11 protein-coding genes are annotated in these 16,305 nt (G+C 70.9%); 8 read left to right on the top strand and 3 right to left on the bottom strand.

Annotated elements, in window-relative coordinates; translation table 11 throughout:
* Positions 1–12: 12 nt before the first annotated feature.
* Entirely contained in the window at positions 13–585 is a 573-nt protein-coding gene (locus ACFVYR_RS27940; protein ID WP_384255109.1) for a GNAT family N-acetyltransferase, read from the bottom strand.
* Between the two features lie 223 nt (positions 586–808).
* Here ACFVYR_RS27940 and secA point away from each other — a divergent pair, with 223 nt between their 5' ends.
* A complete protein-coding gene (gene secA, locus ACFVYR_RS27935) occupies positions 809–3,643 on the top strand; it encodes a preprotein translocase subunit SecA (RefSeq protein ID WP_384255107.1) in 2,835 nt (944 codons plus the stop codon).
* Positions 3,644–3,730: 87 nt separating this feature from the next.
* On the opposite strand, the gene ACFVYR_RS27930 is transcribed toward secA, so the two are convergent.
* Entirely contained in the window at positions 3,731–4,237 is a 507-nt protein-coding gene (locus ACFVYR_RS27930; RefSeq protein ID WP_384255104.1) for an Rv3235 family protein, read from the bottom strand.
* A gap of 324 nt (positions 4,238–4,561) precedes the next feature.
* Here ACFVYR_RS27930 and ACFVYR_RS27925 point away from each other — a divergent pair, with 324 nt between their 5' ends.
* Positions 4,562–5,074: a DUF6912 family protein gene (locus tag ACFVYR_RS27925; protein ID WP_384255102.1), complete on the top strand. Its 513-nt coding sequence runs from the start codon at positions 4,562–4,564 to the stop codon at positions 5,072–5,074.
* Between the two features lie 67 nt (positions 5,075–5,141).
* Positions 5,142–5,861 (top strand): HAD family hydrolase, encoded by a 720-nt coding sequence (locus ACFVYR_RS27920; protein WP_384255099.1) that lies wholly within the window; start codon positions 5,142–5,144, stop codon positions 5,859–5,861.
* A 29-nt stretch (positions 5,862–5,890) separates the two neighbouring features.
* Here the strand turns inward: ACFVYR_RS27920 and ACFVYR_RS27915 are convergent, their stop codons facing one another.
* Positions 5,891–6,457 carry a DJ-1/PfpI family protein gene (locus ACFVYR_RS27915; protein ID WP_384255097.1) on the bottom strand — a complete coding sequence of 189 codons (567 nt, stop codon included), beginning with the start codon at positions 6,455–6,457 and terminating at the stop codon, positions 5,891–5,893.
* 474 nt (positions 6,458–6,931) lie between these two features.
* Here ACFVYR_RS27915 and ACFVYR_RS27910 point away from each other — a divergent pair, with 474 nt between their 5' ends.
* From ACFVYR_RS27910 to ACFVYR_RS27890, 5 genes are all read left to right on the top strand, one after another.
* On the top strand, positions 6,932–11,878 hold the full coding sequence (locus tag ACFVYR_RS27910; RefSeq protein ID WP_384255094.1) for an NAD-glutamate dehydrogenase: 4,947 nt from the start codon (positions 6,932–6,934) through the stop codon (positions 11,876–11,878).
* Between the two features lie 358 nt (positions 11,879–12,236).
* Positions 12,237–13,361, top strand: a complete 1,125-nt coding sequence (locus ACFVYR_RS27905; protein WP_384255092.1) for a sugar phosphate nucleotidyltransferase — start codon at positions 12,237–12,239, stop codon at positions 13,359–13,361.
* A 143-nt stretch (positions 13,362–13,504) separates the two neighbouring features.
* Entirely contained in the window at positions 13,505–14,236 is a 732-nt protein-coding gene (locus tag ACFVYR_RS27900) for a polyprenol monophosphomannose synthase (protein ID WP_384255141.1), read from the top strand.
* On the top strand, positions 14,233–14,760 hold the full coding sequence (locus ACFVYR_RS27895) for a GtrA family protein (RefSeq protein ID WP_384255090.1): 528 nt from the start codon (positions 14,233–14,235) through the stop codon (positions 14,758–14,760). Before ACFVYR_RS27900 ends, ACFVYR_RS27895 begins: the two co-directional genes overlap by 4 nt.
* Positions 14,744–16,267 (top strand): hypothetical protein, encoded by a 1,524-nt coding sequence (locus ACFVYR_RS27890; RefSeq protein ID WP_384255087.1) that lies wholly within the window; start codon positions 14,744–14,746, stop codon positions 16,265–16,267. Before ACFVYR_RS27895 ends, ACFVYR_RS27890 begins: the two co-directional genes overlap by 17 nt.
* Positions 16,268–16,305: the final 38 nt, after the last annotated feature.

The raw sequence follows: 16,305 nt of genomic DNA, 5'->3' as shown, positions 1-16,305 counted from the left end.
GACAGCGGGGCCTCACGCCCTGGCGGGCAGGTACGGGTGCGTGGAGGGCATGCCGAGGTCCGAGGGGAGCAGCGCGCCGACCCAGCAGTCGCGGACGGTTTCCTTGTTGAGCAGGCCCGCGCGGTGCACGCCCTCCACGGTGAAGCCGGCCTTCTCCACGACGGCCCGCGAGCCGGTGTTGCCGACCTCCGCACGCCACTCCAGACGGGTGCAGCGCAGGTCCGTGAAGGCCCAGCGGGCGAGGCCGAGCACGGCTTCCGTCATGTAGCCGCGGCCCCGGTGCTCCTTGGCGGTCCAGTAACCGACCTCCCAGGTGCCCGAGCGCGGGTGGTGCAGGCTGGCGGCGGCGAGCAGGGGGCCGCCCGCGAGGGGACGTACGGCGAAGGTGTACTCCGTGTCGTTGCGCCAGCCCTCGGGGACCATCGTGCGCACGAAGCTCTCGGCGTCCACGCGCGCGTACGGCGAGGGGACGGTGGTCCAGCGCTGGATGTCCGGGTCCTGGCAGGCCGCGCAGGTCTCGTCGATGTCCTCGGGCGTGAAGACGCTCAGGGACAGACGCTCGGTGGTGAGGGTGACGGGCTCCATCAAGCGATTCTGCTGGGACGCAGCGCGTGGGGCCAGCGTTTTACGGGCTTTCGCGATCACCGTGCGCGAGGCCCTGATAGGGACAACCCGGCACCTTCGGAGCCCCTCGCCCGTTGACCTCATGGCAGACCTCCCGGGGCAGGCTGGTCCTCGCATACGATGGCCGTTGCCCGACGAGTAAAACCGACCATGCCAGGCCCGACCGGCAAGGAGACCAACCCCCGTGTCCGTCCTCTCGAAGATCATGCGTGCAGGCGAAGGCAAGATCCTGCGCAAGCTGCACCGCATCGCGGACCAGGTCAACTCCATCGAAGAGGACTTCGTCAGCCTCTCCGACGCCGAGCTGCGCGCGCTGACCGAGGAGTACAAGGAGCGTTACGCCAACGGCGAGACGCTCGACGACCTCATGCCCGAAGCCTTCGCGACCGTCCGCGAGGCCGCCAAGCGCGTCCTGGGCCAGCGCCATTACGACGTCCAGATGATGGGCGGCGCCGCGCTGCACATGGGCTATGTCGCGGAGATGAAGACCGGTGAGGGCAAGACCCTCGTCGGCACGCTCCCCGCGTATCTGAACGCCCTGTCCGGCAAGGGCGTCCACCTGATCACGGTCAACGACTACCTGGCCGAGCGCGACTCCGAGATGATGGGTCGCGTCCACAAGTTCCTGGGTCTGAGCGTCGGCTGCATCCTGGCCAACATGACGCCGGCCCAGCGCCGCGAGCAGTACGCCTGCGACATCACGTACGGCACGAACAACGAATTCGGCTTCGACTACCTCCGCGACAACATGGCGTGGTCGCAGGACGAGCTGGTGCAGCGCGGCCACAACTTCGCGATCGTCGACGAGGTCGACTCGATCCTCGTCGACGAGGCGCGTACGCCGCTGATCATCTCCGGCCCCGCCGACCAGGCCACCAAGTGGTACGGCGACTTCGCCAAGCTGGTCACCCGCCTCACCAAGGGCGAGCCCGGCAACCCCCTCAAGGGCATCGAGGAGACCGGGGACTACGAGGTCGACGAGAAGAAGCGCACCGTCGCCATCCACGAGTCCGGCGTGAGCAAGGTCGAGGACTGGCTCGGCATCGACAACCTCTACGAGTCGGTGAACACGCCCCTCGTCGGTTACCTCAACAACGCCATCAAGGCCAAGGAACTCTTCAAGAAGGACAAGGACTACGTCGTCATCGACGGCGAAGTCATGATCGTCGACGAGCACACCGGCCGTATCCTCGCCGGCCGCCGCTACAACGAGGGCATGCACCAGGCGATCGAGGCGAAGGAAGGGGTGGACATCAAGGACGAGAACCAGACGCTCGCCACCATCACCCTCCAGAACTTCTTCCGCCTCTACAAGCGTGAGGGCTACGACAGCGGCCTCTCCGGCATGACCGGTACGGCCATGACCGAGGCCGCCGAGTTCCACCAGATCTACAAGCTGGGCGTCGTGCCGATCCCGACGAACCGGCCGATGGTCCGCGCCGACCAGTCCGACCTGATCTACCGCACCGAGGTCGCGAAGTTCGCCGCCGTCGTCGACGACATCGCGGAGAAGCACGAGAAGGGGCAGCCGATCCTGGTCGGCACCACCTCCGTGGAGAAGTCGGAGTACCTCTCCCAGCAGCTCTCCAAGCGCGGCATCCAGCATGAGGTGCTCAACGCCAAGCAGCACGACCGTGAGGCGACCATCGTCGCCCAGGCCGGCCGCAAGGGCGCCGTCACCGTCGCCACGAACATGGCCGGACGAGGCACCGACATCAAGCTCGGCGGCAACCCCGACGACCTCGCCGAGGCCGAGCTGCGCCAGCGCGGTCTCGACCCCGTGGAGCACGTCGAGGAGTGGGCCGCGGCGCTGCCCGCCGCCCTGGAGAAGGCCGAGCGTGCCGTCAAGGCCGAGTTCGAAGAGGTCAAGGAGCTCGGCGGGCTCTACGTCCTCGGCACGGAGCGGCACGAGTCGCGCCGTATCGACAACCAGCTGCGCGGTCGTTCCGGGCGTCAGGGCGACCCCGGCGAGTCCCGGTTCTACCTGTCGCTCGGCGACGACCTGATGCGCCTCTTCAAGGCCCAGATGGTCGAGCGCGTGATGTCCATGGCCAATGTGCCGGACGACGTGCCGATCGAGAACAAGATGGTCACGCGCGCCATCGCCTCCGCGCAGTCGCAGGTCGAGCAGCAGAACTTCGAGACCCGCAAGAACGTTTTGAAGTACGACGAGGTCCTCAACCGCCAGCGCGAGGTCATCTACGGGGAGCGCCGTCGCGTCCTGGAGGGCGAGGATCTGCACGAGCAGATCGCCCACTTCATGGACGACACCATCGACGCGTACATCGCCGCCGAGACCGCCGAGGGCTTCGCCGAGGAGTGGGACCTGGACCGGCTGTGGGGCGCCTTCAAGCAGCTCTACCCCGTCAAGGTCACCGTGGAGGAGCTGGAGGAGGAGGCGGGCGACCGCGCGGGCCTCACCGCCGAGTTCATCTCCGACGCCATCAAGGACGACATCCACCAGCAGTACGCGGCGCGCGAGGAGCAGCTCGGCTCCGAGATCATGCGTGAGCTGGAGCGGCGCGTCGTCCTCTCGGTCCTCGACCGCAAGTGGCGCGAGCACCTCTACGAGATGGACTACCTCCAGGAGGGCATCGGCCTCCGTGCCATGGCGCAGAAGGACCCGCTGGTCGAGTACCAGCGCGAGGGCTTCGACATGTTCAACGCCATGATGGACGGCATCAAGGAGGAGTCCGTCGGCTACCTGTTCAACCTGGAGGTCCAGGTCGAGCAGCAGGTCGAGGAGGTCCCCGTCGAGGACTCGGCGCCTTCGCTCACGAAGGACGGCGCGCAGGACGCGGTGCCGGCCGGTGCCGGTGCGCGGCCGGAGATCCACGCCAAGGGCCTCGAGGCTCCGCAGCGGCCCGACCGCCTGCACTTCCAGGCGCCGAACGCCGAGGGCGGGGTCGACGAGGGCGACTTCACCACGGACGGCGAGGGCGTCCGGTCCGAGTCGGACGGGATGACCCGGGCGGAGCGGCGCAAGGCGCAGAAGGGCGGGCGGCGGCGCAAGAAGTAGGCGGCCGCTGTCGTAGTGAGGTGACTGGAGGGGCCGGGCTGCTGCCCGGCCCCTCTGGCGTGCGCGCATCGGGGATGAAGAGGCCTGCTAGGCGTGGCTCGGGTCCGTTTCCACGGCCGTGCAGCGCCACCTGCGGTCCGGGCCGAGCGTCAGGCGGAACGCGAGCGCGCGCAGTCGCGGGCCCGTCGCGATCCGGGCGAAGACCTCGTACGTCTCGGGGTGCGGCTGGTAGTGGCCGATCCGGCGGACCGTGGGGCGGTGGCCGTTCGCGGAGAGCGGCCTGAGCTCGGCGAGGCGGGCGAGGTCGTCGAAGGCGGTGTTGGCGATGTACCGGGCCACCCAGTGCATCGGGCGCTGGCCGCTGAGCACGAGGACGAGGCGTTCGGCGAAGAGCTCGGTGGGGTGCGGGGGCGGCTGGGCGGGGATCGTCGCGGTGCGGGGCGTCGTGGGCGTGGAGGGCCTTGAGAGTGTCGTGGGCGTGGAGGGCCTTGAGGGTGTCGAGGGGCGCCGGGAGTCCCTCCGGGTGGGCGGACGGCCCGCGGGAGGCCGGCCCGCGGCCGGGCGGGGGCGGGGCCGTGTCATCACCTTGCGCATGCGTGCCTCCGTCGTGGTGTCCCTCGTGGGGAGCCCGGCTGATACCGGGGAGTAACTTCGCGTTGGAGATCTTGTACGGGGGCGGGACGGGCGGGCGCAAGGATCCCGGGGGCGGGCGGCAGCCGCGTCGAGGTTCACCTATCAGGAGGACGCGGGGCCCTGGAGGCGCGGCGGGCACCGGAGCGCACGGGTGAGGGCCGGGACGCGCGCTGACGGGGCGGGGCGTGGTGGGGGGAGCCCGATGGGGGACTCCCGCACGTATCCTGAAGGTCTTCCACGGCCACGAAGGTCCGCCTGCGCGGACACGGACGAAAGCGGTCAGTCATGCGCGTCTACGTTCCTCTGACTTTGCCCCGGCTCGCCGAGGCGTACAAGGCGGGGGAGCTGGGGCCCGGCCCGCTGGTCGCCTACGCCGTGACGCCCGCGCTGCGGGAGTGGTACGTCTCGGACGACATCGAGGAGCTGGAGTACGCGGCGCTGAACCGGGCGGCGCTCGCGTCGCTGCGGCTGATCGCGGGCGATCCGGCAGCGGCGCGGCGGCGGGTCGTGCTCGCGGCCGACGTGCCGGACGGGGCGGCCGTGGCCGACCCCGACCGCGGACTCGACCAGGGGGCGCTCGGCGAGGTGCGGATTGCCGACGGACTCCCGCTGGGCAAGGCGGCGGCCGTGCACGTGGACGCCGACGACGCGGCGGCGGACGTGGCGGCGGCGGCCGCGGCGCTGGGGGCGGCGGACCAGGGCGACGACGACGCGCGGTTCGTGGTGGACGGGGCCGAGGACCACGAGCTGCTGTGGTTCGCGACGCAGGAGATCCCCGGGCTTCTCCAGGGCTCCTGAACGGGGCCGATGGTGGCGGTTCGGGTGTGGGGCCCTGCATGTCGGTGGGGGGCGGTAGCGTCTTCGTATGGGGAAGACGCTGCGCGGGGCGCACATCGTGTGGGACTGGAACGGGACGCTGCTGCATGACATCCATGCGGTGATCGACGCCACGAACGCGTCCTTCGCGGAGCTCGGGCTCGAACCGATCACCCTGGAGCGGTACCGCGATCTGTACTGCGTGCCCGTGCCGCGCTTCTACGAGCGGCTGATGGGACGGTTGCCCACCGACGCCGAGTGGCAGCTCATGGACACCGTCTTCCACAAGCACTACTGGACCCGCGCGGACGCCTGCGCGCTGGCCGAGGGAGCCTCCGAGCTGCTGGCCCGGCGCCTGGCCGACGGGCGTACGCAGTCGCTGCTTTCGCTCGCCCCGCACGAGCACCTCGTGCCGATCGTGCGCAGACACGGCATCCACGAGTACTTCGTACGCGTCGACGGCCGGACCGACGGATCGCACGCGGGCAAGGCCGAGCGGATGGTGCGCCACCTCGCGGCACTCGCCGAGCACGGGGACGGGGGCCAGGGGGCCCACGGGGGCCACGGGGGCCACGGCGAGCTGGACGTCGAGCGGATCGTCGTCATCGGTGACGCCCTCGACGACGCCGTGGCCGCCGCGCACGTGGGGGCGCGGGCCGTGCTCTACACCGGCGGCTCGCACAGCCGGGCGAGTCTGGAGGTGGCCGGGGTGCCCGTCGTCGACACCCTGGCCGACGCCGTCGACGTGGCGGAGCGGCTCGTGGCCTGACCCCCAGGGAATGCCCCGCCCGGCGCCCCCTACGTCACCGGCGCCTTCGCCCGCAGCACCGTCAGGAACTCCCGCATCCAGCCCGAGTGGTCCGGCCACGCGCGCGCCGAGACCAGCGTGCCGTCCACCACGGCCTCCGCGTCCTGGTAGGTCGCCCCGGCCGCCTGCATGTCCATCTCAAGCGCCGGATACGCCGTGACCCTGCGGCCGCTCAGGCTGCCGATGGCCGCGGTGAGCAGCGGGCCGTGGCAGATCTGGGCGACCGGCTTGTCCGCGTCGAAGAACGACTTGAGGATCTTGCGCAGCTCGGGGTCGTTGCGCAGGTACTCGGGAGCACGGCCCCCGGGAATCACCAGCGCGACGTACTGGCCGGGATCCACCTCGGCGAAGGCGAGATCGGCGGGCCAGGTGTAGCCGGGCTTCTCCGTGTACGTGTCGAAGCCCGGCTCGAAGTCGTGCACCACGAACCGCAGCGTCTTGCGGGCCGGGGCGGCGATGTGGACGTCGTACCCCTCCTCGCGCAGACGCTGGTAGGGGTAGAGGACCTCGAGCGACTCCGCCGCGTCACCGGTCACGATCAGGATCTTGGCTGCCATTTTGCTGTGCTCCCCTCGGACGGGTGCCGCCCCCGTCGGGCCGGACCCTCCCGGCCAACGTGCCCCCGCGGTGGCTCTTTGCCAAGAGGGCCATGGGCGGGGCGACTGTGCAGACTGTCAAAGTTCGGGCCCCGCTTTTGTACACATGCGGCTCATGACGGGTTCCGGGTGCGGAGCGATAGCCTTGACCCGTGATCAGCGCGATATCCCGCGGGGGCATGGACGCCCCCGCTCTGCGCCCGGGGAACACGGTGGACAACCGTGCCCGGGACCTCGCTGACGCTTCTTCGCGGTGCGGCCGACCGGGCCGAGCGAGCCATCAGTCAGTGGAACCGCTGAAAATGGCGGAAAGCTGTCCGCTCGCGCACCACCGCGGCATAACGTCGAAACCGGCCGGACACCCCGCGCCGCGGCGTTACGGCACATCACTTCCTTCTACGTCACGCAACGGCGCGCGACAGGAGTCAGAGGACAATGCAGACCAAGCTGGACGAAGCCAAGGCCGAGCTGCTCGCGCGGGCCGCCCGGGTAGCTGAGAGCAGCCCGGCCGGGGGACGCCTACCGAGCGGTGCGCCGACCGGGACGACGAGCGGGGCCGCGCCGGACCAGGACACGGCTCTCGCGTTCCTCCAGCGCTACTACCTGCACACCGCACCCGAGGACCTGGCCGACCGCGACCCGGTCGACGTCTTCGGAGCCGCCTTCTCCCACTACCGGCTCGCCGAGAACCGCCCCCAGGGGACGGCCAACGTGCGGGTCCACACCCCGACGGTCGAGGAGAACGGCTGGACCTGCAGCCACTCCGTCGTCGAGGTGGTCACCGACGACATGCCCTTCCTCGTCGACTCCGTCACCAATGAGCTCTCCCGCCAGGGTCGCGGCATCCACGTCGTGATCCACCCGCAGGTCGTCGTGCGCCGCGACCTGACCGGCAAGCTCCTGGAGGTCCTGCCCTCCGGGGCCGGCTCCGAGCTGCCGCACGACGCGCTCGTCGAGTCGTGGATCCACGTCGAGATGGACCGCGAGACGGACCGGGCGGACCTGAAGCAGATCACCGCCGATCTGCTGCGGATCCTCAGCGATGTGCGCGAGACCGTCGAGGACTGGGAGAAGATGCGCGACGCCGCGCTGCGCATCGCCGACGAACTGCCCACCGAGCCCACCGCCGGTGACCTGCCCGAGCAGGAGGTCGAGGAGGCCCGCGAGCTGCTGCGCTGGCTCGCCGACAACCACTTCACCTTCCTGGGCTTTCGCGAGTACGACCTCACGGAGGACGACTCGCTCGCCGCCGTCCCCGGCACCGGCCTCGGCGTCCTGCGCGCCGACCCGCAGCACGACGGCGACGACCACCACCCGGTCAGCCCGTCCTTCAACCGGCTGCCCGCCGACGCGCGCGCCAAGGCCCGCGAGCACCGGCTGCTCGTCCTGACCAAGGCCAACAGCCGCGCCACCGTCCACCGGCCCAGCTACCTCGACTACGTCGGCGTGAAGAAGTTCGACGCCGAGGGCAACGTCGTGGGCGAGCGGCGCTTCCTCGGACTCTTCTCGTCCGCCGCGTACACCGAGTCGGTGCGCCGCGTGCCCGTCATCCGCCGCAAGGTCGCGGAGGTCCTCAAGGGCGCCGGGTTCTCGGCCAACAGCCACGACGGGCGCGACCTGCTCCAGATCCTGGAGACGTACCCGCGCGACGAGCTCTTCCAGACGCCCGCCGACGAGCTCCGCTCCATCGTGACGAGCGTCCTCTACCTCCAGGAGCGCCGCCGGCTCCGGCTCTACCTGCGCAAGGACGAGTACGGGCGCTACTACTCCGCCCTCGTCTACCTGCCGCGCGACCGCTACACCACCGGCGTCCGGCTGCGGATCATCGACATCCTCAAGGAGGAGCTGAACGGCGCGAGCGTCGACTTCACCGCCTGGAACACGGAGTCGATCCTCTCCCGCATCCACTTCGTCGTCAGGGTGCCGAAGGGCGGCGTGGTCCCCGACCTCTCCGACGCCGACGTCGAGCGCATCGAGGCGCGGCTCGTCGAAGCCGCCCGCTCCTGGGCCGACGGCTTCGCCGAGGCGCTGACCGCAGAGTGCGGCGAGGAGCGCGCCGCCGAGCTGATCCGCCGGTACGGGCACGCCTTCCCCGAGGGCTACAAGGCCGACCACACGCCGCGCGCCGCCGTCGCCGACCTCCAGCACCTGGAGCAGCTCGGCCACGGCGAGAAGGACTTCGCGCTCTCCCTGTACGAGCCGGTCGGCGCGGCGCCCGGTGAGCGGCGCTTCAAGATCTACCGCTCCGGTGGGCAGGTCTCCCTCTCCGCCGTGCTGCCCGTGCTGCAGCGCCTGGGCGTCGAGGTCACCGACGAGCGTCCGTACGAGCTGCGCTGCGCGGACCGTACGCACGCGTGGATCTACGACTTCGGGCTGCGCATGCCCAAGTCGTCCAACGGCAGCGGCGACTACCTCGGCGACGACGGCCGCGAGCGCTTCCAGGAAGCCTTCGCCGCCGCCTGGACCGGCGCCGCCGAGGTCGACGGCTTCAACTCGCTGGTGCTGCGGGCCGGGCTCAACTGGCGGCAGGCGATGGTCCTGCGCGCGTACGCCAAGTACCTGCGCCAGGCCGGTTCGACGTTCAGCCAGGACTACATGGAGGACACCCTCCGCAACAACGTCCACACCACCCGGCTGCTCGTCTCGCTCTTCGAGGCGCGGATGTCGCCGGACCGCCAGCGCGCCGGGACGGAGCTGATCGACGGGCTCCTGGAGGAGCTCGACGGCGCGCTGGACCAGGTCGCCTCGCTGGACGAGGACCGCATCCTGCGCTCCTTCCTCACCGTCATCAAGGCGACGCTGCGGACGAACTTCTTCCAGCGGGCGGAGAGCGGGAAGCCGCACAACTACGTCTCCATGAAGTTCGACCCGCAGGCCATCCCGGACCTGCCCGCGCCCCGTCCCGCGTACGAGATCTGGGTGTACTCGCCCCGCGTCGAGGGCGTCCACCTGCGCTTCGGCAAGGTCGCGCGCGGTGGTCTGCGCTGGTCCGACCGGAAGGAGGACTTCCGTACGGAGATCCTCGGTCTGGTCAAGGCGCAGATGGTGAAGAACACCGTCATCGTGCCGGTCGGAGCCAAGGGCGGCTTCGTCGCCAAGCAGCTCCCCGACCCGTCCGTCGACCGCGACGCGTGGCTGGCCGAGGGCGTCGCCTGCTACAAGACGTTCATCTCCGCGCTGCTCGACATCACCGACAACCTGGTGGCCGGCGAGGTCGTGCCGCCCGCGGACGTCGTGCGCCACGACGAGGACGACACCTACCTCGTCGTCGCCGCCGACAAGGGCACGGCGACCTTCTCCGACATCGCCAACCAGGTCGCCGAGTCGTACGACTTCTGGCTCGGCGACGCCTTCGCCTCCGGCGGCTCCGCCGGATACGACCACAAGGGCATGGGCATCACCGCCCGCGGCGCCTGGGAGTCCGTCAAGCGGCACTTCCGGGAGCTGGGCTGCGACACCCAGTCCGAGGACTTCACGGTCGTCGGCGTCGGCGACATGTCCGGTGACGTGTTCGGCAATGGCATGCTGCTCTCCGAGCACATCCGCCTGGTGGCCGCCTTCGACCACCGGCACATCTTCATCGACCCGAAGCCGGACGCCGCCACCTCGTACGCCGAGCGGCGCCGCCTCTTCGAGCTGCCCCGCTCCTCCTGGGCCGACTACAACAAGGAGCTGCTCTCCACGGGCGGCGGCATCTTCCCGCGCAGCGCCAAGGCGATCCAGCTCAACGCCCACATCCGCGAGGCCCTCGGCATCGAGTCCGGCGTCGGCAAGATGACCCCGGCCGACCTGATGAAGGCCATCCTCCAGGCGCCGGTCGACCTGCTGTGGAACGGCGGCATCGGTACGTACGTGAAGTCGTCGGCGGAGTCCAACGCCGACGTCGGCGACAAGGCCAACGACGCCATCCGCGTCAGCGGCGCCGATCTGCGCGTCAAGGTCGTCGGCGAGGGCGGCAACCTCGGCCTGACCCAGCTCGGCCGCATCGAGTTCGCGCGCGCCGGTGGCCGCATCAACACCGACGCCATCGACAACAGCGCGGGTGTGGACACCTCCGACCACGAGGTGAACATCAAGATCCTGCTCAACGCGGTCGTCGCCAACGGCGACATGACGGTCAAGCAGCGCAACAAGCTGCTCGCCGAGATGACCGACGAGGTCGGGCACCTGGTCCTGCGCAACAACTACGCGCAGAACACCGCGCTGGCCAACGCCGTCGCCCAGTCGCCGTCCCTGCTCCACGCCCACCAGCGCTTCATGCGCAGGCTCGGCAAGCAGGGCCACCTCGACCGGAGCCTGGAGTTCCTGCCCAACGACCGGCAGATCCGCGAGCTGCTCAACTCCGGGCGCGGGCTCTCCCAGCCCGAGCTCGCCGTGCTCCTCGCCTACACGAAGATCACGGCCGCCGACGAGCTGATCCAGACGACGCTGCCCGACGACGCGTACCTCCAGCGGCTGCTGCACGCGTACTTCCCGAAGGCGCTGCGCGAGCGGTTCCCCGAGCAGGTGGACGGGCACGCGCTGCGCCGCGAGATCATCACGACCGTCCTGGTCAACGACACGGTCAACACCGGCGGTTCGACCTTCCTGCACCGGCTGCGCGAGGAGACCGGCGCCTCCCTGGAGGAGATCGTGCGGGCGCAGCTGGCCGCCCGGGAGATCTTCGGCCTGAGCGAGGTGTGGGACGCGGTCGAGGCACTCGACAACGTCGTCGCCGCCGACGTCCAGACCCGGCTCCGGCTGCACTCCCGGCGCCTCGTCGAGCGCGGCGCGCGCTGGCTGCTCAACAACCGGCCGCAGCCGCTGCAGCTCGCCGAGACCATCGACTTCTTCAGCGAGGGAGTCGCCGAGGTCTGGGCCGAACTGCCGCAGCTGCTCCGCGGCTCCGACCTGGAGTGGTATGAGGGCATCCGCGACGAGCTGACCGAGGCGGGCGTGCCCGAGGAACTGGCGCGGCGCGTCGCCGGGTTCTCGTCCGCCTTCCCCACGCTCGACATCGTCGCCGTCGCCGACCGGATGGACAAGGAGCCGATGGCCGTCGCCGAGGTCTACTACGACCTCGCCGACCGGCTCCGCATCACCCAGCTCATGGACCGCATCATCGAACTGCCGCGGGCCGACCGCTGGCAGTCCATGGCGCGTGCCTCCATCCGCGAGGACCTGTACGCGGCGCACGCCGCGCTGACGGCGGACATCCTCGCCGTCGGCAACGGCACGTCCACGCCGGAGCAGCGCTTCAAGGCGTGGGAGGAGAAGAACGCGCCGATCCTGAGCCGGGCGCGGTCGACGCTGGAGGAGATCCAGGGCTCGGACGCGTTCGATCTGGCGAATCTGTCGGTGGCGATGCGGACGATGCGGACGCTGCTGCGGACGCATTCGTAGTCATCCGAGTCATCTGAGTCATCCGAGGTATCTGCGTTATCCGCGGCGGTACGTCGGTGGGGCGCCCCGGGCCGGTTGGCTCGGGGCGCCCCTGTTTGGCGTGCGGGGGCAGGGCGCCCCGGAGGGGTACCCGGAGCGATTGGTTGCCTGAGGGGCGCGGATCGGGTGATGAGATTCGCCATACCCCATCAATTCAGACATTTGGTCTAAGGTAGGTGAGATTGTCTGACGACGGTACGAGATCGAGACGTCAAGATCGAGACGTCAAGATCGAGACGCCGAGATCGAGACGTCTCGATCGAGACGTCGAGATCGAAACACCCGCACCCGAAAACGCAGGAAAGGTCGCGACGAGGCGATGACGGAAGCCATTCTGCTGGTCGGCGGCCAGGGCACCCGGCTGCGCCCGGTCACGGTCCACACGCCCAAGCCGATGGTCCCCGCGGCGGGCGTCCCCTTCCTCGCCCACCAACTCGCCCGGCTCGCCGCCGCCGGCGTCGACCACGTCGTGATGGCCACCTGCTACCTCGCCGAGGTCTTCGAGCCGCACTTCGGCGACGGATCCGCGTACGGCCTGCGACTGGAGTACGTCGTCGAGGACGAGCCCCTCGGCACCGGCGGCGCCATCCGCCACGCCGCACGACGGCTGCGCGGCGGGAGCGGCTCCGGCGAACCCGTCCTCGTACTCAACGGTGACATCCTCAGCGGCGTCGACCTCCGGGACCTCCTCGCCACGCACGTACGGCACGACGCCGACGTCACCCTTCACCTCACCCGTGTCGAGGACCCCCGCGCCTTCGGACTCGTACCGACCGACGACCACGGGCGCGTGCTCGCCTTCACCGAGAAGCCGCAGACCGCCGAGGAGATCGTCACCGACCAGATCAACGCGGGCGCGTACGTGTTCCGGCGCTCCGTCATCGACACGATCCCGGCGGACCGGCCGGTCTCCGTGGAGCGGGAGACCTTCCCGGGGCTGCTCGCCGCGGGCGCGCATCTGCACGGGAAGGTCGAGGACACCTACTGGCTGGACCTCGGCCGCCCCGAGGCGCTCGTCCAGGCCTCGGCCGACCTCGTACGCGGCGTCATCACCTCGCCCGCCCTGCCCGGCCCGCCCGGCGAGTCGCTGGTCCTGCCGGGCGCCGAGGTCGCGCCGGACGCCAGCCTCGCGGCGGGAACCGTCGTGGGCGCGGGCGCCCGCGTCGGGCCGGGCGCGGTCGTGCACGGCTCGGTCCTGCTCGACGGGGCGGACGTGGGCGCGGGCGCCGACATCCGCCGGAGCCTGATCGGCGCGCGGGCCCGCGTCGGACGCCGCACCGTCCTCGAAGGCGCGGTCGTGGGGGACGGCGCGCGCGTGGGGGCCGACAACGAACTGCGGACCGGGGCGCGGGTGTGGTGCGAGGCGGTCCTGCCCGACGCGGCGCTCCGCTTCTCACCGGACGTACCCCACGCATCCCCCACCATCGAAGGGCTTGAGCAGTGACTGTGAACCTTCCCGAGGACAGGCCGGAGAAGCTGCCGGACGGCGGACCGGACCGCCTCGCCGAGTACGTGCCGGAGAACCTCTCCGAGAGTCTCGCCGCCCGGCTGCCCGAGGCCTGGGCCGCGACCCCGCTGACCGTCGTCATGCCCACGTACAACGAAGCGGGCAACCTGCCCGGCATGGCCGAGGCCCTGATGGCGCTCCCGCTGCCCGGTCTGCGCCTGCTCGTCGTCGACGACTCCAGCCCCGACGGCACCGGCGAGATCGCCGAACGCTTCGCCGAGCGGTACGGCAGCGCCCGCATGAGCGTCCTGCACCGCACCGAGAAGGACGGCCTCGGCCGGGCCTACGCGGCCGGCATGGCGCGGGCGGTCGCCGAGGGCGCGCACTACGTCCTGCAGATGGACGCGGACGGCAGCCACCCCGTGGCGAAGGCCGCCGAACTGCTCGGCGTCGCCCTCGCCACGGACGCGGGCGTCGTCATCGGCAGCCGGTACGTCCAGGGCGGCACGCTCTCCGACGCGTGGGGCGCCCACCGCAAGCTGCTCTCCCGCTGGGCCAACGCCTACGCGGGCACCATCCTCGGCACCCGCGTCCGCGACATCACCGGCGGCTTCAACCTGTGGCGCGCCGACGCCCTGCGCGCCATCGACCTGGCCTCGGTGGACAGCGCGGGCTACAGCTTCCAGGTCGAGATGAAGTACCGCGCGCTGCGCCGCGGCTTCGGCGTCATGGAGGTGCCGATCCACTTCGAGGACCGCACGGTCGGCGAGTCGAAGATGAGCCTGATGGTGCAGCTGGAGTCGGTCGTCATGCCGTGGAAGCTGCGGCTCGACGCGAGATCGTCCCCCCAGGGCGGGGAGGCGCGCCGATGACGGCCCCCACCCTCCAGGACACCCCGCCCGCGCCGGTCTCCCAGCCCGCGCCGGTCTCCCAGCCCGTCCCTGCGGCATCCCCCGCCGCCGCTCCCCGCCTCCCCCTGGCCCGCCTGCGCAGGCTCTTCCTTGAGCTCATGAAGTTCGGCCTGGTCGGCGGCAGTGGCGTCGCCGTGAACCTCGTCGTCTTCAACCTCCTCCTGCACGGTCTGGCCTTCGGCGCGATGACGGCGACGGTCCTTGCCAGCTGTGTCGCCATGGGCACCAACTACCTGGGCTTCCGCTTCTTCGCCTACCGCGACCGCGCCTCGCGCACGAAGCGGCAGATCGCGCTGTTCTTCGTCTTCAGCGGGATCGGCGTGGTGATGGAGAGTGTCCTGTTCTACGCGGCGTACCACGGAGCGGACATGAGCGGACCGCTCGGCTCCAACGTCGCCAAGGCGCTGTCGATCGTTCTGGCCTCGGCGTTCCGTTTCCTGGTCTACCGGACGTGGGTCTTCCAGCACGATGCGCGTCGCCACTAACGCGGTCGTACGACGACGGCCGGACCGCGGGGCAGCAGCCCTGCTCACCCCTGCCCTGTCCGTCCCCGCCCTGCTCGTCCTCGTCCTGCTCCTCCTGGTGATCGTCCGCCTGCCCTGGGCGGGCGACCTCGGCATCCACGCGGCGACGATCGAACGCCTGCGCCACGACCTCGTCGACCCGGGCAATCCCCTGGTCGACGCCGACACCCCGAGCCCGTACTACTCGCCCTGGATGCTGCTGCTCGGCTGCCTGGCCAAGGTGACCGGACTCGGCACGTTCGTGGTGCTGCGGGTGGCGGCCCTGATCGGCCTGACACTGCTCGTCACGGGCGTCCGGCACTTCGTACGCACCTTCAGCGACCGCGCCGCGGCGCCGCCGCTCGCCCTGCTCTGCCTGCTCCTGCTCTGGGGCCCGGCGCTGTTCAACTGGAGCGGCTTCCTGGGCCTCAACTCCCTTGCCCTGACGGTCTCGTACCCGAGCACGTTCGCGCTCGGCCTCTCCTTCCACTTCTGGGCGCTGCTGCGGAAGGCGCTGCGGGGCGGGGGCGCGGGGTGGTCCTGTCTCCTCGCTCTCGGCGCGTTCTGGTCGCTGATCCTGTTGAGCCATCAGTTCACGGGCGTCGTCGCGTCGTTGGGCGCGCTGGCCCTGCTGCTCGGCGCCCGGCCGTGGCCCGCGCGGGCCCTGCTGGTCCGGCTGGCCGCGGGCCTGGCGCTGGGGCTGATCGTCCTCGCCGCCTGGCCGTACTACTCCTTCTTCGGCCTCTTCGACGCGGGCGGCCTGGAAGGCATCCACCGCGCCCTCTACCGGCACCTGCTGCCGCACTTCGGCCTGGCGCTCGTCGGGGTCGCCGCCCTGGTCCCGCGCTGGCGCCGCGACCACCGCGACCCGCTGGTGCTCTTCTTCCTCCTCGGCGCGGCGATGTTCGCGGCGGGCGGCCTGACCGGCCACTACTCGTGGGGCCGGGTGCTGCCCGCGGCCCTGATCCCGGCGCAGCTCGCGGTGGCCCTCGAGGTGTTCGAGTCCGGTCGGGCGGGGGTGCGGCGCGCCTTCGCCGGGGCGCTGGGCGCGGCGCTGCTGCTCGGCGCGTGGACCCAGTCGGGCACGCTGGGCTACGCCGTCCCGCGCGCTGCCCTGCCGGCCCCGGTCGCCGCCAAGTACGAGGCGCCGTGGGCGGGTTACGACTGGCTCGGCCCGAAGGTGAAGTACGGCGACGTGGTCCTGGCCAAGACCTTCCCCGCCCGCCAGATCCCCGCCTACGGCCCCTACACGGTCGCGCCCGGCTACCCGGACTTCTTCCTGCCGGACCAGGCGGAACGGGTCGCGGCGGTACGGGACTACTTCGCGCCCGGCACGTCCCGCGCGGACCGCCTGGACATCCTGCACCGGTACGGGGCGCGCTGGATCGTGCAGTACGCGAGCGACGGTGGCCTGCGCGCGGGTGACCCCGCGCTGCGGCGGGCGGCGACGGGGCCGAAGGGGCAGGTCCTGTACGAGGTGGTGGGCTGAAGCTGGACTGTTCGCTCTGGATGTGCGGGCGTTGGGGC

Source organism: Streptomyces sp. NPDC058284 (genome assembly GCF_042881135.1).
Lineage (GTDB): Bacteria > Actinomycetota > Actinomycetes > Streptomycetales > Streptomycetaceae > Streptomyces.
The sequence above is the reverse complement of the archived record's forward strand: the minus strand, read 5'-3'. Positions and strand labels throughout refer to the sequence as shown.